At 42.3% G+C, this 21,386-nt stretch carries 16 protein-coding genes; 8 read left to right on the top strand and 8 right to left on the bottom strand.

From position 1 onward, the window contains the following. The first annotated feature begins 11 nt into the window (after nt 1–11). Entirely contained in the window at nt 12–1,259 is a 1,248-nt protein-coding gene (locus tag I2I04_RS04825) for a GntP family permease (protein ID WP_195654485.1), read from the top strand. Between the two features lie 6 nt (nt 1,260–1,265). Here I2I04_RS04825 and I2I04_RS04820 read toward each other — a convergent pair whose 3' ends face one another. Beyond that, nucleotides 1,266–2,183, bottom strand: a complete 918-nt coding sequence (locus I2I04_RS04820) for a DMT family transporter (protein WP_195654484.1) — start codon at nt 2,181–2,183, stop codon at nt 1,266–1,268. Nucleotides 2,184–2,305: 122 nt separating this feature from the next. Here I2I04_RS04820 and I2I04_RS04815 point away from each other — a divergent pair, with 122 nt between their 5' ends. The 7 genes from I2I04_RS04815 (at nt 2,306) to I2I04_RS04785 (ending at nt 13,777) form a co-directional block, all read left to right on the top strand. Further along, a complete protein-coding gene (locus I2I04_RS04815; RefSeq protein WP_195654483.1) occupies nt 2,306–3,169 on the top strand; it encodes an AAA family ATPase in 864 nt (287 codons plus the stop codon). Nucleotides 3,170–3,192: 23 nt separating this feature from the next. Then, nucleotides 3,193–4,221 (top strand): DUF4435 domain-containing protein, encoded by a 1,029-nt coding sequence (locus tag I2I04_RS04810; protein WP_195654482.1) that lies wholly within the window; start codon nt 3,193–3,195, stop codon nt 4,219–4,221. A gap of 37 nt (nt 4,222–4,258) precedes the next feature. Continuing rightward, a complete protein-coding gene (locus I2I04_RS04805; protein ID WP_195654481.1) occupies nt 4,259–5,599 on the top strand; it encodes a mechanosensitive ion channel family protein in 1,341 nt (446 codons plus the stop codon). Between the two features lie 34 nt (nt 5,600–5,633). Beyond that, on the top strand, nt 5,634–6,530 hold the full coding sequence (locus I2I04_RS04800) for an AraC family transcriptional regulator (RefSeq protein ID WP_004315639.1): 897 nt from the start codon (nt 5,634–5,636) through the stop codon (nt 6,528–6,530). 276 nt (nt 6,531–6,806) lie between these two features. Continuing rightward, complete coding sequence (locus I2I04_RS04795) at nt 6,807–9,521, top strand: TonB-dependent receptor (protein WP_143259136.1); 2,715 nt, start codon at nt 6,807–6,809, stop codon at nt 9,519–9,521. A gap of 43 nt (nt 9,522–9,564) precedes the next feature. Then, on the top strand, nt 9,565–10,773 hold the full coding sequence (locus I2I04_RS04790; protein WP_195654480.1) for a hypothetical protein: 1,209 nt from the start codon (nt 9,565–9,567) through the stop codon (nt 10,771–10,773). Nucleotides 10,774–10,966: 193 nt separating this feature from the next. After that, entirely contained in the window at nt 10,967–13,777 is a 2,811-nt protein-coding gene (locus I2I04_RS04785) for an ATP-binding protein (RefSeq protein ID WP_195654479.1), read from the top strand. 88 nt (nt 13,778–13,865) lie between these two features. Here the strand turns inward: I2I04_RS04785 and I2I04_RS04780 are convergent, their stop codons facing one another. From I2I04_RS04780 to nuoH, 7 genes are all read right to left on the bottom strand, one after another. Beyond that, entirely contained in the window at nt 13,866–15,305 is a 1,440-nt protein-coding gene (locus I2I04_RS04780; RefSeq protein ID WP_143259139.1) for an NADH-quinone oxidoreductase subunit N, read from the bottom strand. Between the two features lie 37 nt (nt 15,306–15,342). After that, nucleotides 15,343–16,827, bottom strand: coding sequence for a NuoM family protein (locus I2I04_RS04775; RefSeq protein WP_143259140.1), 1,485 nt, complete (start codon nt 16,825–16,827; stop codon nt 15,343–15,345). A 13-nt stretch (nt 16,828–16,840) separates the two neighbouring features. After that, nucleotides 16,841–18,730: an NADH-quinone oxidoreductase subunit L gene (gene nuoL, locus I2I04_RS04770; RefSeq protein WP_195470192.1), complete on the bottom strand. Its 1,890-nt coding sequence runs from the start codon at nt 18,728–18,730 to the stop codon at nt 16,841–16,843. A gap of 126 nt (nt 18,731–18,856) precedes the next feature. Beyond that, entirely contained in the window at nt 18,857–19,165 is a 309-nt protein-coding gene (nuoK, locus tag I2I04_RS04765) for an NADH-quinone oxidoreductase subunit NuoK (RefSeq protein ID WP_004301460.1), read from the bottom strand. A 32-nt stretch (nt 19,166–19,197) separates the two neighbouring features. Beyond that, nucleotides 19,198–19,710, bottom strand: coding sequence for an NADH-quinone oxidoreductase subunit J (locus tag I2I04_RS04760; RefSeq protein ID WP_195470191.1), 513 nt, complete (start codon nt 19,708–19,710; stop codon nt 19,198–19,200). Nucleotides 19,711–19,712: 2 nt separating this feature from the next. Next, nucleotides 19,713–20,201, bottom strand: coding sequence for a 4Fe-4S binding protein (locus I2I04_RS04755; RefSeq protein ID WP_004305338.1), 489 nt, complete (start codon nt 20,199–20,201; stop codon nt 19,713–19,715). Nucleotides 20,202–20,213: 12 nt separating this feature from the next. After that, nucleotides 20,214–21,290 (bottom strand): NADH-quinone oxidoreductase subunit NuoH, encoded by a 1,077-nt coding sequence (nuoH, locus tag I2I04_RS04750; RefSeq protein ID WP_195470190.1) that lies wholly within the window; start codon nt 21,288–21,290, stop codon nt 20,214–20,216. Nucleotides 21,291–21,386 lie beyond the last annotated feature (96 nt).

Genomic DNA, 21,386 nt, shown 5'->3' with positions numbered 1-21,386 from the left:
AAGAGTTTTTCATGACAACAATAGGTGCTCTAATCGGATTAATGTTATCCGTATTTTTGATTATCAAAAAAATAGCTCCAGCTTATAGTTTAATAGCCGGAGCTATTGTCGGTGGTTTATTAGGTGGATTGCCTCTGGTGGAAACAGTAAAAATGATGACGGAGGGAGTAAAAGACGTGACTCCGGCCATTATTCGTATTCTTACCGCAGGAGTGTTGTCTGGCGTTCTTATTAAAACGGGAGCGGCTACTACTTTATCCAATGCTATCATCTCTTCATTAGGTGAGAAACGAGTATTTGGAGCTTTGGCTTTAGCTACCATGTTACTTTGTGCAGTCGGTGTATTTATAGATGTCGCTGTTATAACGGTTGCTCCTGTAGCTCTTTCCATAGGTAAACGATTAGGATTGTCTCCTTCTGTATTGTTAATAGCTATGATAGGAGGAGGAAAATGTGGAAATATCATTTCTCCCAATCCCAATACGATTATTGCAGCTGATAATTTTGGAGCAGATCTTTCATCAGTTATGTTAGCTAATCTTTTACCTGCTTTTTTAGGATTACTGTTTACGGTATTTGTGATAGTGCGCTTTATTCCTAAGCGATTGATGGTGATGCGTGAGATAAAGGAGGAAGTGCAAGATGACAGGCAGCTTCCGTCACTTGCCAGTAGTCTGGTAGCTCCTATAGTAACGATTATACTTTTAGCTTTACGTCCTGTTGCAGGTATTGCTATTGACTCATTGATTGCGCTGCCCATAGGTGGTCTTTGTGGATTACTTTGTATGAAACAGTGGAAGAATCTTTTGCCTTGTATGGAGTATGGACTGCAAAAGATGTCTTCTGTTGCTATTTTATTGGTTGCTACTGGTACTATTGCCGGAATAATAAAGAACTCTACGTTAAAAGACTGGATATTAAATCTGTTGGCGCAAGCACACTTTGATGAAGTTATGATTGCTCCTGTATCAGGGGCACTGATGTCAGCCGCCACTGCTTCTACTACAGCAGGAAGTACTCTTGCATCCGCCTCTTTTGCAGAAACCATATTAGCAGTAGGGATTTCCGCTGTATGGGGAGCTGCAATGATAAATTCCGGAGCAACTGTACTGGATCATTTGCCCCATGGCTCTTTTTTCCATACCACTGGCGGCGTTTGTGAACTAACTTTTAAAGAACGGCTAAAGTTAATACCTTATGAAACTCTTATTGGTGCAGTGTTAGCAGCTTCTACCACCTTGTTATGCTTACTTTGTTAGTGTGGCTTATACTTCTTTTCCTATCTTTTCGAAGTCAGCTTTCGATTTACTCTGTGTTACGATATACACTCCCAGGAATACGAGCGCGATAGCGATCCCTTTCTTCCAGCCGAAACTTCCGATTCCCATAGTAATTGCTGCAATTGTAGCCACAATCGGTTGCATATAATTGTACATACTGACTACTGTAGGACGGAGAAGTTTCTGTGCAGTCATGATACAGAGATAAGCGAGGAAACTACCTCCTAATACAACATAAAGTACCTGTAGAATGGCAACAGTGGAAATAGAAGCCCATTGAATAGTGGAAATATCGTAATATGAAAACGGTATATAACATATCGAAGCGTATATAAACATCCACTTATTAATTGTTACTGCCGAATATCGTTGAGACAATCCTTTGAATACAGTCAGGTATATAGAGAAGCTGATTTGTGCAACGAGACAAAGTAAGTCGCCAATCAGGCTTCCATTTCCGTTGCTTCCTGCCTGGCTGCTCACAATGAGAATGAGCGCTCCCATAGCACCTACAAAAATCCCCAGTACTTTTTTATTTGTCACCGGTTCTTTTAAATAGATAGCCGCTACAACCATTGTTACGATCGGTAGAGTGGTAGTTACGATAGAAGCGTCAATAGGAGAAGTCATAGAAAGCCCGAAGATAAACACTCCTTGATTGAATACTAGCGCAAACAGTGAAGCAAAGAAGATTTTCAGCATATTCTGATGATTCACATGTTCCTGTTTGCAAAACATGGAAAGGATCCAGAAAGCGGCTGCTGCCCCCACCATGCGGAATGTAGTGACAGAAATTGGAGAAAACTCTTGAAGAGCCGATTTACCGATGGGAGACATTAATCCCCACATAACGTTTGCCGTAAGTGCAAACAAATGACCATACGGGTTCTTACTTTTGTCCATGTTGATACTATTTATTTTACCATATCTCTGATATCATTAACAATCAAATAGAGAAAACGGTTGCAAAGGTAGTCTTTTATCGTATGATTTGTTTATATTTGCCTTGATTAAACTTGAATATTATGGAACAACAAGCTAATTATATCCGTCGTATCGAGATACACGGACTATGGGAACGCTTTAACATAGGATGGGACTTGCGTCCCGATGTGAACATCCTCTCCGGCATCAATGGAGTGGGGAAGACTACTATTCTGAACCGTTCGGTGGGATACCTCGAAGAACTTTCCGGTGAAATGAAAAGTGATGAGAAGAACGGAGTGCGTCTCTTTTTCGACAATCCTCAGGCAACCTATATTCCTTATGATGTAATCCGGAGCTACGACCGTCCTCTGATTATGGGTGACTTCACAGCCCGCATGGCAGACAAGAATGTAAAGTCTGAACTGGACTGGCAACTCTATTTGTTGCAACGCCGTTACCTCGATTATCAGGTCAACATTGGTAATAAGATGATTGAAATGCTTTCCAGCATTGATGAAGAAGAGCGTCGTAAGGCAGCTACATTGTCTGTAGCCAAACGTCGTTTTCAGGATATGATTGACGAACTGTTCAGCTATACACGTAAAAAGATAGACAGGAAACGGAACGATATCGCTTTCTATCAGGATGGTGAACTATTATTTCCTTATAAACTGTCGTCCGGTGAAAAGCAAATGCTGGTTATTCTGTTGACCGTACTCGTGCAGGACAACAGCCATTGTGTATTGTTTATGGATGAGCCGGAAGCCTCGCTTCATATAGAATGGCAGCAGAAACTGATTGCTATGATACGTGAACTGAATCCGAATGTGCAGATCATCCTGACTACCCATTCGCCTGCCGTCATTATGGAAGGCTGGCTGGATGCCGTGACAGAAGTAAGCGATATATCTACCACCGTAGGGTACAAGCTCAACAAGGATTCTTCCAACTGTAATTTGTAAATCGTAATCTGTAATAAAAACAAATGGCAACTTCACTACGAGATAATCTGACTTCTTCTTATTTCAATGCTGCCCATAAGCTTTATCCGAAGAAAGCCCGCCGCCGTATCATCGCTTACGTAGAAAGCTATGACGACATCGCTTTCTGGCGCACATTGCTTGAAGAGTTTGAAGACGACGAACACTATTTCCAGGTGATGCTTCCTTCGGCTACTTCTCTGGCAAAAGGAAAAAAGATGGTACTCATGAACACGCTGAATACTGCTGAATTGGGGAGAAGTCTGATTGCCTGTGTTGACAGTGACTATGATTTCCTGTTGCAGGGAGCTACCAATACCTCCCGTAAAATCAACCGGAACAGGTATATTTTTCAGACTTATACCTATGCCATTGAGAACTATCATTGTTTTGCCGAAAGCCTTCACGAAGTATGTGTGCAGGCTACGCTGAATGACCGTTCCATTTTAGATTTCAACTTCTACCTGAAGAAGTACTCCGAAATTGTATATCCGCTTTTTCTCTGGAACGTATGGTTTTATCGCCAACGGGATACTTACACCTTCCCCATGTACGATTTCCATACCTATACTTCTTTGCGCGAGATTAATCTCCGACATCCGGAAAAGAGTTTGGAATCCCTTCAACAACGGGTTAATCAGAAGTTGGCAGAGTTGGAAAAGAAATTCCCCCATAACATCAATCAGGTGAATGGATTGCGGACTGAATTTAAGGAGCTGGGCTTGGTGCCGGAAACTACTTACTTGTATATGCAGGGACACCATGTGATGGATAATGTGGTAATGAAATTACTGATTCCGGTCTGCACCGTGCTGCGCCGTGAGCGGGAACAGGAAATCAAGCGACTGGCCGAACACAATGAGCAATTCAGAAACGAACTGACTTGTTATCAGAATAGTCAGGTGAACGTAGAAATCATGCTCAAGAAGAATGTAGCCTACAAACGACTCTTCCATTATGATTGGCTACGGCAGGATATCAGTGAATATTTGGAAGAAGGAAAGAATAAAGAAGAAAAGAAACAGAGATCATAAATAAAGGAAAAACTAAAAAAGAGAGAGACGATTGCTTATGAAAGAAGTAAAAGAAGTGGTTGATACAGTGAGTGTAGCATTGGCAAACGGGCAACCGGAAGAGGCAGGTAATGTAGTGATTCAAGAAGTGAATCATGCTTTGCTCTCGATGGGAGTGGATGAAGCTATGGCTGATAAGATTGATAACTTTATCATCTTATTGTTTATTATTGGAATAGCATTACTGGCCAATCTGATTTGCCGCAAGATTATTTTGCGTACCGTAGCCAAATTGGTGAGACAGACAAAAGCTACTTGGGATGATATTGTATTTAATGATAAAGTAATGGTGAACATCAGCAGGATGGTGGCACCTATATTGATTTATATATCTATTCCTATTGCCTTCCCCGAACATGCAGACTCTGCTTTGCTTGATTTTCTTCGAAGACTTTGTATGATTTATATCCTTGCAGTCTTTCTTCGCTTCGTCAGTGCTTTGTTTACGGCTGTGTATCTGGTATATAGCGCGCGCGAGCAATATAAAGACAAACCATTGAAGGGACTTTTACAGACAGCGCAAGTCATTCTTTTTTTTATTGGGGCTATCGTCATTATCAGTATTCTGATAAAGCAAAGTCCGGTGGTGTTGCTGACCGGATTGGGAGCTTCCGCTGCGGTTCTGATGTTGGTTTTCAAGGACAGTATCATGGGATTTGTCTCCGGCATCCAACTTTCCGCCAATAATATGCTGAAGGTGGGCGATTGGATTACGATGCCGAAATATGGTGCGGACGGTACAGTGATAGAAGTAACATTGAATACCGTTAAAGTACGTAACTTCGATAATACCATCACCACCATTCCTCCTTATCTATTGATTAGTGATTCTTTCCAAAACTGGCAGGGAATGCAGGAATCCGGCGGACGTCGTGTGAAACGCTCTATCAATATAGATATGACTAGTGTGCATTTCTGTACGCCGGAAATGTTGGCAAAATACCGGAAGATACAACTGTTGAAAGACTATGTAGATGAAACGGAAAAGGTAGTGGAAGAGTATAATAAGGAACATCATATCGACAACTCTGTGTTAGTGAATGGACGCCGGCAAACAAACCTGGGAGTTTTCCGGGCCTATCTGACTAATTATCTGAAGAATCTGCCTACCGTCAATCAAGACCTGACCTGCATGGTACGTCAGCTTCAGCCCACCGAAACAGGTATCCCGTTGGAACTTTACTTCTTTTCTGCCAATAAAGTGTGGGTTGCCTACGAAGGTATACAGGCAGATGTTTTCGATCATGTGCTTGCCATTATTCCCGAATTTGACTTGCGTGTCTTCCAAAACCCGTCGGGGGCAGACCTGCATCGGATAGGGGTAAAGATAGAAAACTAATCAAACGATAAAACGCTTATAAATTGCTATTACTATGACTACACCGTTATCCAACCAGATTATCCGTGAAATCACTCCTTTATCAGATAAGGATTGCTTTTACATTGCGGAGCGTTATAAAACGGAATTCACTTATCCTATACACAATCACTCCGAGTTTGAATTGAATTTTACCGAAAAAGCTGCCGGAGTGAGGCGGATTGTGGGAGATTCTTCCGAAGTGATAGGTGATTATGATTTGGTGTTGATAACAGGAAAAGACTTGGAGCACGTTTGGGAACAGAACGACTGCCATTCGAAAGAGATACGGGAGATTACGATTCAGTTTTCTTCCGACCTTTTCTTCAAGAGTTTTATCAATAAGAATCAGTTCGACTCTATCCGCCGAATGCTGGATAAAGCACAAAAAGGGCTTTGTTTCCCGATGTCTGCCATACTCAAAATATATCCGTTGCTGGATACGCTTGCTTCCGAGAAACAAGGATTTTATGCGGTCATTAAGTTTATGACGATACTGTATGAACTTTCTCTCTTTGAAGAAGAAGCACGTACCTTGTCCAGCTCGTCTTTTGCCAAGATAGATATCCATTCGGACAGCCGACGTGTGCAGAAAGTGCAGGAGTATATCAATACACATTATCAAGAAGAAATACGTCTGGGGCAGTTGGCCGATATGGTGGGGATGACGGATGTGTCATTCAGCCGCTTCTTCAAACTGCGTACCGGAAAGAACCTTTCTGATTATATCATTGATATTCGGCTGGGCTTTGCTTCCCGGTTACTGGTAGATTCTACGATGTCCATCGCCGAGATTTGTTATGAGTGCGGCTTTAATAACCTTTCCAATTTCAACCGGATCTTCAAGAAGAAAAAGAGTTGTTCACCTAAAGAATTCCGTGAAAACTACCGTAAAAAAAAGAAACTGATTTAGCTCATTCTTCCTGATGAACTAATTCATCGGATGCGGAGAATTAGGTTTTGTTATGCATGAAATTAATCGTAATGAGAGATAAATGTACGAAGTTGCGATTTTAGATCAGCCTGTAAAACGGGTTGTCCATATACTGTAACTGATTGATAATACGTTTGTAACATCTTGTCATCATCTTGCAATGACTCTTTCAATAGATTGTATTTTTTTCGTCTTACGGTTGTAATGCCCGCCCTCTATCTTTGCCTGCGTAATTAAAACGTAGAGCAAAGTTAGATGAAAAAACTATTTCTTATCCGATTTTCAGTGGCAGTCTTCTTTTGTCTGTTGTGTGTACTTCCCGCATTAGCTGCCAATATCAAGATTAAAGGAGCTGTAAAAGACAAACTATCCAAAGAACCTTTGATAGGAGCTACGATACGTTTGCTCGGAACTCAAGCGGGAGCAGTGACCGATATGGAGGGTAATTTCGAATTGAACAGCATGGGCGTTCTGGAAGGTATGTATGATATTGAGATTAAATATGTAGGCTACAAAACAGAAGTGCGCCGTAAAGTGCGTGTGGAGAATGGAAAACTGGTGATACTGAATTTGGAGCTGGAAACCGATGCGCAGGAACTTGCCGATGTGGTGGTTGTAGCTAAGAAGAATAGGGAAAATGAGAATATGCTGTTGCTCGAACAGCAAAAAGCAGTAATTGCCGTACAATCTGTTGGTGTCAGGGAGCTTTCCCGCAAGGGCGTTTCGGATGCAGAAGGTGCTGTGACGAAAGTTGCCGGAGTGTCTAAACAAGACGGAGTGAAAAATGTTTTTGTCCGTGGATTGGGAGACCGGTACAATGCAACTACTTTTAATGGATTTGCTCTTCCTTCCGAAGACCCGGAATATAAGAATATCTCTCTTGATTTTTTCGGTACAGACATTATTCAGTCTGTAGGTGTAAATAAAGCATTCAATGCGGGAGGCAGTAGCGATGTCGGAGGGGCAACTATTGATATCGTATCCAAAGAACTAATTGGCAGCGGTAACTTGGGATTCGGCATTTCCGGTGGTTTAAATACACAAACGGTAGCAGCCGATTTTCTGAAACAGGATGGAGTGAACTTCATGGGCTTTGCCAATCGCACCGAACCTGCCGATGAAAACTCATGGAACTTCCGAAATAAGTTAGATCCTTCCGCTCAACATTTTCAAATCAACCGGAGTTACAGTATTTCCGGAGGTAAACGATTCTATGTCGGAAAAGACAAAAATCCGCTTTCTTTCTTCCTGACTGCCGGGCATACGACGGACTATCAGTATACGGATGAAATCATACGTAATACAACTACCAGTGGTACGGTCTACAAAGATATGAATGGTAAGAAGTATGCGGAGAATATCAGTCAACTGGCACTTGCCAATGTGGATTACGATATGCAGAACCGTCATCACATCAGTTATAATTTTATGATGATTCATGCCAATACTCAGTCGGTAGGTGATTACAACGGTAAGAACTCGATTTTTAGTGACGACTATGAAAACCTCGGATTCACCCGTCGTCAACAAACGAATGATAATATGCTGATCGTTAACCAACTGATGACTAACTGGGGATTGAGCAAATCATTAAGTCTCGATGCAGGTGCTTCCTATAATATGGTGAAAGGGTATGAACCGGATCGTCGTATCAATAACCTGACTAAAGCGGAAGATGGCTATACGTTGCTAAGGGGTAACTCACAACAGCGCTACTTCTCAACTTTAGATGAAGACGACTTGAATGTAAAAGCAGGTTTAGTCTATCGTCTGAAAGATAATATAGAAGAGATTTCGAATGTCCGTTTCGGATATACAGGCAGGTTCGTAGATGATAACTTCAAAGCTACGGAGTATAACCTGACTGTAGGACATGTTTCTACCATCCCTTCTTTGGATGACTTCTCGCTTGACGATTATTATAATCAGGAAAACTTTGCTTCCGACTGGTTCAAGATACAGAAGAATATAGATGAATATACCGTAAAAAAGAATATCCATTCTGCTTATGTCGAGGCTACCTACCAGTTTGCTCCCCGTTGGATTGTGAATCTGGGAATGAAATACGACAAGGTAGATATTGAAGTGGATTATAATGTGAATCGTGGAGGTTCTAAAGGGAACAATACCATTCAAAAAGATTATTTCCTGCCCAGCTTGAATCTCAAATACAATCTGAATGATAAAAACTCGCTTCGCTTGGGAGCTAGTAAAACATATACGCTTCCGCAGGCAAAGGAAATATCTCCTTATCGTTATGTCGGTGTGAACTTCAACAGTCAGGGTAACCCTAATCTGAAACCTTCGGATAATTATAACCTTGATCTGAAATGGGACTTTAATCCCACTCCGACCGAGTTGATTTCTCTCACGGCTTTCTATAAACTTACCAAGAATCCAATATCCCGCATAGAAGTGGCAAGCGCCGGAGGTTATCTTTCTTATGAGAATATAGCGGATAAGGCAACTGTAGCCGGAGTGGAAGTGGAAATACGTAAGAATCTGTTTGTCCGTCCGGTGAGTAATGCTGCGCACGGAATGAATAAACTCTCTTTGGGATTGAATGGCTCTTATATCTACACGAATGCAAAAATGCCTTTGGCAACGGTTACTACCGGTTCGCAACTGGAAGGAGCTGCACCGTGGATTGTTAATTTCGACCTCTCGCATAACTTCATGAAAGGAGAACGTAGTTTTGTCAATACATTGGTACTTAATTATGTGAGTGATAAGATATATACCATTGGTACACAGGGTTATCAGGATATGATGGAACAGGGAATCCTGACATTGGATTTTGTGTCTCAAGCCAAACTGAACAAGCATCTTTCACTTAACCTGAAAGCTCGTAACTTGTTGAATCCCTCTTATAAGTTAAGCCGCAAAGCGAACGAAAACGGAGAAAAGGTGATACTGAATGATTATAAGAAAGGAATAAATATAAGCCTGGGAGTGTCGTGTACATTCTAAGCCGGGTGATGAAATAAGATTATTAACTAATAATGAAAGCAAAATGAAAAGATTGTTTGTGAACTTTATGACGTTTGCCGTTATGGCAACAACACTTACATTGACTGCATGTAGCAGTGATAGTGACGGAGACGGTGATGGTAACGGAGATGGTGGAAACAACGGTGGGACCGGTAGTTCTATTGTTGTGGGTGAAAATATCCTGTCCGGCACGCTGACCGGAGAACAGACACTGGAAGCTAAGGAATATATTCTGAACGGAACGGTAGTAATTGAAAATGGAGGGCGTTTGAATATCCCTGCCGGAACAACGATTAAGGCTCGCGAAGGTTTCAGCAGTTATCTGCTGGTAGCACAAGGCGGTAAACTTTATGCTGACGGTACAGCTGATAAACCGATTGTTTTCACAGCCAATTCAACAACTCCTACATCCGGTTATTGGGGAGGAATTATTATCAATGGTAAAGCTCCGATTTCCGGTTCGAACGCTAATAAGAGTGATATAGGTCTGACGGAAATCGACAATAACTATAAATACGGTGGTAGTGTCGATAATGACAATTCCGGTTCACTGACTTATGTGAAAATCTGCTATGCCGGTGCCCGCTCTACTGCTGATATCGAACACAACGGATTGACACTGAATGGCGTTGGAAATGGTACTAGGATTGAGAATATCTACATTCTTGAGAGTGCGGATGATGCCGTCGAATTCTTTGGCGGTACGGTGAATGTAACCAACCTGTTGGCTGTGAACCCGGATGATGATATGTTCGACTTCACTCAAGGATATTCCGGTAAATTGAAAAACTGCTATGGTGTTTGGGAAAGCGGTTATACCAGTACAGAAGCAGATCCACGCGGCATTGAAGCAGACGGTAACTTGGATGGCATTTATCCGGATCATTTACGCCAGTCGGACTTTGCGGTTGAAAATATGACGATCGTAAATAATGCTGCAAATACAACGGATAATGTAGACCGTATGCAAGATGTGATTAAGATTCGTCGTGGAGCAAAAGCTACTATCACCAATGCCCTTGTCAAAGGTTCAGGTGGTACAATCGATTTGATTGATATGAGTGACAGTAAAGGTGCAGGAAATGCAGCTTCCAGCGTCAGTATTACCCACACGTTGAGTTTTAAGAATAAGCTGAACGGTATATTAAATACATTTACCGAGCCAACTACGAATACTGGTGCAGATGTATCCCTGTTCACTTGGAGCGGATATAATTTCTCTTCCTTATAAGCAAGATATAGAGTAGCAAAGTGTATCTTTTTCAATTAGGAGATATGGGAGAATTTGTAATAAACAGATTCTCCCATATTCTATTTATTTATTTTCGTAATCTTCTTTTAGCTTTTTTATTTGCTCCTTTATGGTATGAGTGATTGCCTTTTTTGTATATTTGTCGACCTATTATCTTACAATGATACAAAATATGCAAACAGACAACGAACGATACAAAAAAATGGCTTCTCTTGCACAAATCGGGTGGTGGGAAGTAGATTTAACGGCAGGATATTATTTATGTTCCGATTATCTTTGTGACCTTTTGGGGTTGGATGGTAACACTATCTCTGTTTCGGATTTTTCGAATTTGATACGTGAAGATTACCGAAAACAGATTGCCAGGGAATTCCGGGCAAATACTTCTATTCATAAGGACTTTTACGAACAAACTTTCCCTATTCATTCAAAATATGGCGAGGTCTGGTTACATACCCGCCTGGCTTTTCGTGAGAAAGGTATAGGAGCTAATGGAGGTGATAAGTCTTTTGGAATAATCCAGCGTGTTGAGGCTCCTAAGGAAGAAGATCAAAGGGATGCATTGAGACGTGTGAATGACTTGCTTCGCCGTCAGAATTTTGTTTCACAGTCGTTGCTTCGTTTTCTCCGTGATGAAGAAGTTGATTCCTGTATAGCAGATATTTTAAAGGAAATTCTGAATCTTTATAATAGAAAAGGTCGTGTTTATATTTTTGAATATGATGAAAGTCATACTCATCATAGCTGCACTTATGAGGTTGTTTCCGAAGGAGTATCAGCAGAAAAAGAGACTCTGCAAGGCATACCTACCAGTCAATCGAGATGGTGGAGCGAACAGATATTAGCCGGAAAACCTATTGTCCTGGATACATTGGAACAGTTGCCTGAAGAAGCAGTCGATGAGTATCAGATACTTGCTGTCCAAGGGATTCGATCTTTGATGGTTACTCCTTTGATGGCAGGTGTCCATGTTTGGGGATATATGGGTATTGATTTAGTGAAAAATTACCATGACTGGACTAATGAAGATTTTCAATGGTTCTCCTCATTGGGAAATATCATAAGCATTTGTATTGAGTTGCGTAAGGCTAAAGACAAGGTAGTTCGTGAACAGACTTTCCTGAATAATCTGTTTCATTTTATGCCGATGGGATATATACGTATATCCATTATCCGTGACGAGAATAATGAACCTTGTGATTATCGGGTGACGGACGCGAATGAGGTTAGTTCAACCTTCTTTGGTCATCCTTTAGAATCCTACATTGGTGCTTTGGCATCTGAAAATCATCCTGACTATCTCCAAAAAGTTGATTTCCTGAAAGAAATTTTGGGAAGTAACTCTTATAGGGAGAAAGATGAGTATTTTTCTAGAACGGAACGATATACGCATTGGGTTATTTACTCTCCCGGAAAGGATGAAATAGTCGGTTTGTTCCTCGATTCTACGGGATCGGTGCAGGCTAACCGGGCATTGGACCGTAGCGAAAAGCTCTTTAAGAATATCTTTGCTAATATCCCGGCAGGGGTAGAAATCTACGATAAGGACGGCTATTTGATGGATCTGAATAATAAAGATCTGGAGATATTTGGTGTGGTGAATAAATCGGATGTGATAGGGGTTAATTTTTTTGAGAATCCGAATGTACCGCAGAGCATCCGTGATCGTGTACGGAATGAAGATTTGGTAGATTTCAGGCTTAATTATTCTTTTGAACAGACGGAAGGGTATTATGAAACAAACCGTTCTAATGTGATAGAACTATATTCGAAGGTTAGTAAGTTATATGATAATGAGGGTAACTTCAGCGGATATATTTTAATAAGCATTGATAATACAGAACGGATTGATGCAATGAATCGTATCCGTGATTTTGAGAATTTCTTCCTGATGATATCCGATTATGCAAAAGTAGGTTATGCCAAGTTGAATCTTTTGAATCGTAAAGGGTATGCCATAAAACAATGGTATAAAAATCTAGGTGAGGAGGAAGATGCACTCTTGGATGAGGTTGTGGGTGTTTATACCAATATGCATCCTGAAGACCGTCAACGTTTCCTCGATTTTTATGATGAGGTCAGAGATGGAAAAAGAAGGCATTTTCAGGGTGAGATGCGTATCCGTCGTCCTGGAACAAAGAATGAATGGAATTGGGTGAGTAGTAATGTGATGGTCACTAACTATAAACCGGAGGAAAACGAAATAGAAATCATCGGTATCAACTATGACATTACAGAATTGAAAGAAACCGAAGCTGAACTGATTCAGGCACGCGATAAAGCGGAGATGATGGATCGCTTGAAAAGTGCTTTCCTTGCAAATATGAGTCATGAAATCCGTACACCGCTAAATGCTATTGTTGGCTTCTCCGACTTGCTGGTGGAAACTGCAGACCTGGCAGAACGTCAGGAGTATGTTAAGATTGTACGTGAGAATAATGATCTCTTGCTGCAACTTATTTCAGATATACTTGATTTATCAAAGATTGAAGCTGGTACGTTTGAATTTACCAATGGGGATGTAGATGTAAACTTGTTGTGTGAGGATATTGTCCGCTCTATGCGCATGAAAGCGAAAGAGGAGGTGGAGCTGGTATTTGATGATCATCTTCCGGTTTGTCATGTCATTAGTGACCGTAACCGTATACATCAAGTAATCTCTAACTTTGTTAATAATGCAATGAAATTTACCTCCGAAGGGAGTATTCATGTTGGATATAAACTAAAAGAAGGAGAACTGGAGTTTTATGTCGAAGATACGGGTATTGGTATTGATAAAGAGCAGTTACCGCATATTTTTGAACGCTTCGTGAAGCTTAATTCTTTTGTACACGGCACTGGATTGGGACTCTCTATCTGTCAGAGCATAGTTGAACAATTGGGAGGATGTATTGGCGTTGACTCTGAAAAAGGAAAAGGATCACGGTTCTGGTTTACTATTCCCGGAGTAATTGTGGTGGAAGAGATGTGTTGTGCCCAGTAAAGAAACTTTTATATAAAAGAAGCGGTCTTGGTTTTATGTCAGTCGACATCTAAACCAAGACCGTTTCTTTTATATAAAGGTAGTTCGTTTAAATTCCGAACGACAGTTTATCAATAGACTGATATACGATACTTGCGATACCCAGTCCGATAATACCCAGCGTGCAAAGTGCCAGTCCCCATTTTGTGCAACGGTCGCTGCGGAAAGTAGGAATCGGGTTGTCGGAAGGAGTGATATACATTGCTTTTACAATCAGCAGATAGTAATACAATGAAATCACTGTATTTACCAATGCGATGAATACCAGCAAGTGGAAACCTGCATCGAAAGCAGCCATGAAGATAAAGAACTTAGAGAAGAATCCGGCAAATGGAGGAATACCTGCCAATGAGAACAGAGACAAGGTCATCAGGAAAGCGATTTTCGGATTTGTTTTATAAAGTCCTGCGTAATCTTCAAGCGTGAATTTCTGACTGCGTAATGCCACGATGGTAATTACGGCAAATACTCCGAGGTTGGCAGCAGCGTACACTAGTACGTAATATACCAAAGCTGTCATGCCCTGTGCTGTACCTCCGATAACGCCCAACATAATGTATCCCGCTTGCGAAATACTGGAGAACGCCATCAAGCGTTTCAGATTTTGCTGACGGATAGCAAATATATTGGCAATAGTGATAGAAGCGATGGTTACCCAGTAAAGTACTTCCTGCCAGTCATTGATCATTGGAGCGAATACTTTGATAAGGACAGCCAATAATACAAATGCTGCCGATCCTTTTGATATAACACTCAAATAAGCGGTAACTGCACTCGGAGCGCCTTCGTAAACGTCTGCTGTCCATAAGTGGAACGGAACCAGTGATAACTTGAATGCCATTCCTGTGAAGAAGAATACAAATGCCATGATCTGTAACGGATTTCCGTCGATATGGGCAGGGAGGTCATCGAAATAAAGAGTTCCGGCAGAACCATAGAGCATTGACAGGCCAAACAACAGCAATGCACTGGAGAAAAGAGCTGTCAGAATGTATTTGGCACCTGCTTCGGCAGAGTTATGACGGTATTTATCGAAGGCTATTAATGCTGCCATTGGAATAGAAGCTGTTTCGAGTCCGATGAAGAACATCAGGAAATGTCCGGCGGAAATCATGAGGTACATACCAAACAAGGTAGAGAGTGTAAGTACATAGAATTCTCCTTGTTTGAATGAAGTATCTTCTCGTTTCATCCACTCGTGCGCCATCAGAAAAACAATCAGTGTACCGACGTTCAGGATTGATTTAACAACTGTGTGCATCGGTACATAGTGATACATACCGCCGAAGGCATCGGCAGCAGTCCCCGGGATCAAGTTGATAGCCGTATGGATAGCCATCAGAATAACGGGCAACATTGTGTTCAGGCGTGCTTTCCCACTATTTTTGTGTGCATCCGGACTCATGAAGAGGTCAGCTAGAAATAGCAGCAGTAAAACAGCTATGAGCGACAGCTCTTCTCGCATATATAGAAATTGTGAATAATCCATCTTGTTTATTTATGAATTAAGAATTATGATTTATGAGTTAGGGGATTAGTTGTGAGACAACAGGTAATACGCTTTCACCAATCATGTGGCTAACCCAGAATGGAGCCATACCTAGTCCGGCAACACAAACGATGAGGCAGATAACGGCTACACGTTCGTCCCAAGTTGCATCAGTCAGTTCGAGATGATGTTTGTTGGTGCAGGTTCCGTATAGAATCTTACCTACCAGACGCAGGATGTAGACTGCGGTAATCACAATCGAAGAACAGGCGATGATAGTCAGTACGCGGTGGAACTGGTCGTTATTTTGGAAAGAGCCGACGAAGATGGTCATTTCGGCAATGAAACCACTTAATCCTGGCAGACCGAGGTTGGCAAGACCGGCAATCACATAACATACACTAAGGAACGGCATGATTTTCATTAAACCGGCAAGTTCGCGAACGTCACGTGTGTGTGTACGTCCATATATCATACCGATCAGAGCAAAGAACAAGGCTGTCATCAATCCGTGTGAAAGCATCTGAAGAATTGCTCCTGTTGCTGCTGTCTGGTTCAGCATCAGAATGGCGAAAAGAACCAGTCCGCAGTGAGATACGGATGAATAAGCATTGATATATTTCAAGTCGGTCTGTACACAAGCGGAGAATGCACCGTAAACTACAGAGATACCTGTCAATATCAGGAATATCCATGAAAGTTCGTTGGCTGCTTCCGGCATCAGATACATGGCGATACGGAAACATCCGTAACCTCCCAGTTTCATCAATACTCCGGCATGAAGCATAGATACGGCAGTCGGGGCGGAAGCGTGACCGTCAGGACTCCATGTGTGGAACGGGAAAAGCGCGCCCAATACACCGAAGCCGAGGAAAGTCAGCGGGAACCAAATGCATTGCTGTGCAAAAGGTATGTTGTGCAACTGTGCAATTTCAAGAAGGTTCATGGTGGTTGCCCCTGAGCCGAAATAGATTCCGAGAATACCGATCAACAGGAAAGCGGAACCGCCCATCAACATAAGGGTCAGTTTCATCGCTGCATATTCTTTACGTCCTGATCCCCATACACCAATCAACAGGTACATCGGTATCAACGCAATTTCGTAGAACATGAACATGGTGAACAAATCAATGGATATAAAGAATCCGAATACTCCCATAGACAACAGGGTGAACCAGAGGAAATATTCTTTCGTCAGCGGTTGCAGACGCCAGGAAGCGAATGTACCGGTGAATACGATGACAGCAGACAATAACAACATGGCTACCGAAATTCCGTCAACACCTACTGAATAAGATATGTGAAGCGGGGCATACCAAAGCGTATCTGCACGGAAAAGCATTTCTGCCGTGTTTCCGGCGCTACGCTCTCCCAGATACAGGAATGTAAGTACGACGGAGGCAATCAGAAGTGCCGATGCGCCAGTAACCATAACCCCCCGGATGGCTTTGATTCCTCGTGCTGCCCAGAGTCCGGCCAGCATCAATAAGGGGATAAGTACGAATATTGATAAGAAATTCATATCGTTCTGTGCTTTATAAGATTAATAGTAGGATAAGTGCCAGTGCACCGCAAAGGAACACATACGCATATTGTTGTACCTGACCACTCTGCAAACCACGGATTTCGTCGCTTGTTGTGTTGGTGGCCCATGCCAGGAAGTCAAAGAATCCATCCACTACATGACGGTCGAACCATGCGATAGGAGTAGAGATGCAGCGGAAGATAATCTTATGCGTAATAAACTGGTAGATATCATCAATATAGAAGCGATTGTAGGCTGCGTTGTGTAGACCTTTGAATCGTTTTGCCAATGAATCGGCAACAGGCTGTTTCGCATTCTTGTACATCCATGTAGCGATCGCAATCGAAATAACCGCAATAACAACACTTGTAATAGCTACTGACAGATCAAGATGGATAGAGTAAGATTCACCATTCGAACTAATGAAATGTCCGAAAGGAATAAATCCTGCTCCACAAGTTACTACTGCCAGGAACATTAATGGGAAAGTCATAGCCAGCGGACTTTCATGTGGTGTGTGATGTGCATGGAGTTCTTTGTTTTCTTTTCCCCAAAAAATACCGTAGTAAAGACGGAACATATAGAAAGCAGTCATTGCAGCGATGACTGTCATCACCCATCCCATTACAGGGCTGTATTGGAAGCAAGCAGCCAGAATTTCATCTTTCGAGAAGAAGCCCGAGAATGGAGGAATACCGGCAATAGCAAGACAAGCAATCAGGAATGTCCAGTGGGTGATCGGCATATATTTGCGTAAACCTCCCATAGCGGACATTTCATTAGAATGTACAGCATGAATAATGCTACCTGCGCCGAGGAAGAGCAATGCCTTAAACATGGCATGTGTGAAAAGGTGGAACATGGAAGCCATGTAGCCCAAACCTCCTTCGTGCGGATTCATAGAAGTACAAACACCCAGGGCTACCATCATGAAACCAATCTGTGAAATGGTAGAGAAAGCCAGTACACGTTTGATGTCTGATTGTACGCAAGCCACACTTGCTGCATAGAATGCTGTAAATGCACCTACCCAGGCAACCATATGCAGCGTATTCGGTGCATATGCAATGAAAAGTGGGAACATACGTGCCACCAGATATACACCGGCAACTACCATGGTAGCCGCATGAATCAATGCGCTGACCGGAGTAGGACCTTCCATGGCATCCGGTAACCAGATATGCAATGGGAACATGGCACTTTTACCGGCACCGCCGACAAACATCAATCCGAGAGCCAGCGGAAGCATGGAAGCTCCACCGCTAATCAAGGATACCGTATCCGGGGTGAATCCGAATGTGCCGCCATAATATCCGTAAATCAGGATACCGATCAGGAAGCCCAAGTCAGCAAAGCGAGTAACAATAAACGCTTTCTTGGAAGCAGCGATGGCAGCCGGTTTTGTATAATAAAAACCGATTAACAGGTAAGAACTTACACCCACCAGCTCCCAGAAAAGGTACATCTGGAAGATGTTGGTTGCGACGACCAATCCCAGCATAGACATGGTAAACAGGGATAGGAAAGCGTAATAGCGTTGAAAACCGACTTCTCCTTTCATGTAACCGAAAGAGTAGATATGTACCATCAGTGACACTGTAGAGATGACGATCAACATCATTACTGATATAGGATCGAGCAAGATGCCCAAATCGAAGTGTAAGGTCTCTGTAAAAGGAAGCCACGTGAAGTTGTAAGGTATCAGTGTGGCGAATGTTCCGTCTTCCAGTCGTGGAGCGGAGAAATATTGGATAGCTGTAACGTAGGATAGTACTGCTACTGCTCCCAGTATCAGCGTACCGATTGTACCCGCTGTCCGGTGGGACATCCATTTACCTCCGATTCCCAATATGAGAAAGGAGAAGAAAGGAAGAAGGAGTATTAGAATTGTTAGTTCCATACAGTTTTATTTTTATTACTTGATTTATTATTATTTGCTCTTGGTCCCGTAATATTTCATTGCTATACTCGGACCATACGTTTTGTTTCCCGGTGTGGAACACCTTGTTCCAAGGCATGAAACAAATCACCACTTCAGCTCGTCCAAGTTGCGTACCTGGATGCTTCGGAGGTTACGATAAATGTTAATCATGATGGCAATGGCTACTGCTGTTTCCGCAGCCGAGATGGCGATGGAAAAGAGTGCAAAGAAGTAGCCTTCCATTCCTTCCGGAAAGAGAAAACGGTTGAACACGGCGAAGTTGATGTCCGTGGCATTCAGCATTAACTCTACAGAAATCAGGATGGCCAGCGTGTTGCGGCGGGTAAAGAATCCATAGATTCCTGCAAACATCATGATGGTAGAAACTACCAGATAATATTCCATGTGTATCATATTCGAACTCTATTTTGATAGTTAATACTTATTTATCTTTTACGTGCAATGATGATACCACCGATGATACAAGCCAGCAACAAGATACTGACAGCTTCAAAAGGCAATACATAGCCGTATTTGTCACTGCTAAGCAGGGCGTTCCCGATAGCATGAATGTTAATCTCATGCGGGGCAAGATTAGCTGTCTGCATGAAATTATGCTTCAACGTGATAAACAGGATAATTGCTAAACCGGCAATCATTGTGATGAGCCCGGACAGGAGCTTACTTCGTTTCACTTTCTCGGCTCGGTCACCTTCTCCGCTGGTCAACAGGATGGAGAATACATAAAGAACGACGATACCACCGGCATAAACCATTATCTGAACGGAACCCAGAAAGGTGTAACCCAGCAAAAAATAGATGCCAGCCGTGCCGAAGAGCACGAAGAGCAGGTAGGTAGCCGAGCGTACGATACGTTGGGTAGTCACCGTCATGATGGACATAGCAATAATAAATGCTGCCAAAAAGTAGAATACTACTGTTTCAAGTGTTGATCCCATATCTAAACTTCTTTTTTCTTTTCTATTACTTTACTACCGTCGTGATTCAACTTCAGGACAAGTTTCGTCCGGTCGAAGACTGCATGCTCGAAGTTCTGATCGAACGTGATGGCATCGTGCGGACAAGCATTGACACAGAGCTGGCAGAACATACAGGCACCCAGATCATATTCATAGGTTGCCAGGATTTTCTTTTTCTTTCCATCTTCTGTTTCGACGGTTTCGCTGGTCACTTTGATTGTATCGTTCGGACAAGCCATTTGGCACAGTCCGCAAGCTACACAGCGATGTTCATTATTCTCATTGTGGGGCATATTCAGCGTACCACGGAAACGGTCGAACATTTTCAGCTCTTTCCGGTTTTCGGGATATTGCTCGGTCACTTTCTTACGGAAGTATACCTTGATGCTGGTTTTCATACCCGTTGCCAGTGTACTGATGCCATGCACCAGACCACCTAAGTACGTATATTTTTTATCTTTATATTCCATAATTTTCATTTATCAAAAGTGGAAGCCGAAAGCTACGCAGCATGCCATTAATAATAGATTTACCATAGAAATTGGGACCAGATATTTCCATTCCAGATTCAAGATCTGGTCGATACGCAAACGTGGGAAAGTCCATTTGATCCACATCAAAAGGAATACCACAAAGAATGCTTTGGCGAAGAACCAGATAAAGCCTGGAATATAATCCATTACAGTGTTAAATCCATCCAAACCAACGATGTGCAGCGGCATCCATCCTCCCAGGAAGATAGTGGTGGCAACACTGGCTACGATAAACAGATTCAAGTATTCTGCCAGATAGAAGAAACCGAAACCCATACCGGAGTATTCAGTATGATATCCGGCTGTCAGTTCACTTTCCGCTTCAGGAAGGTCGAACGGTCCGCGGTTACATTCTGCATTTCCGGCAATCAGATAGATGATGAAAGCAATGACTGCAGGAATATGTCCCTTGAAGATAAACCAGCCATCGGCTTGTCCTTCTACGATTTCAGAAAATTGCATTGTTCCCATCAGCACTACCATCGTCATGATACTCATGCCAACAGAAAGTTCGTAACTGATAATCTGTGCACCGCTTCGCATGGCACCGATCAAAGAGAATTTGTTGTTACTACCCCAACCGGCCAACAAAATACCGACAACTCCAATGCTGGAAGCTGCCAACAGGAAGAACACGCCCACATTAAAGTCCAGAATCGCCGCACCTTTATTAAAAGGAATACAAGCGAATGTCAGGAATGAAGCGATAATCACCATGAATGGAGCAAGATTGTAGAGGAAATGGTCGGCACCTTTCGGCATGAAAATTTCTTTGGTCATCATTTTGAGTACGTCGCAGACCACTTGGATAGAACCCCATTTACCAACACGGTTCGGGCCAAGACGACACTGGAAGAAACCGCAGACCTTACGCTCCATGTAGATCAATATGATAGCCAGGATGGCATACAGTGCTACGAGGCACACGCCGACAGCTACACATTCTATAAAGATGGCTAATCCCTCCGGCATAATGGAGAGCAGTAGCTCATGTATCCAGTTTGTTACTATACTAAAGTCGAACATATATTCTTAATAATTAAGTATTGGGTTTTTTAGTATTAAATATTAATTCCATGCGAAAAATGATCTCTTGCGTCATATTGTCGGTTACTACTTAAT

It is taken from the genome of Bacteroides sp. 1001136B_160425_E2 (assembly GCF_015559655.1).
Classification (GTDB): domain Bacteria; phylum Bacteroidota; class Bacteroidia; order Bacteroidales; family Bacteroidaceae; genus Bacteroides; species Bacteroides luhongzhouii.
The sequence above is the reverse complement of the archived record's forward strand: the minus strand, read 5'-3'. Positions and strand labels throughout refer to the sequence as shown.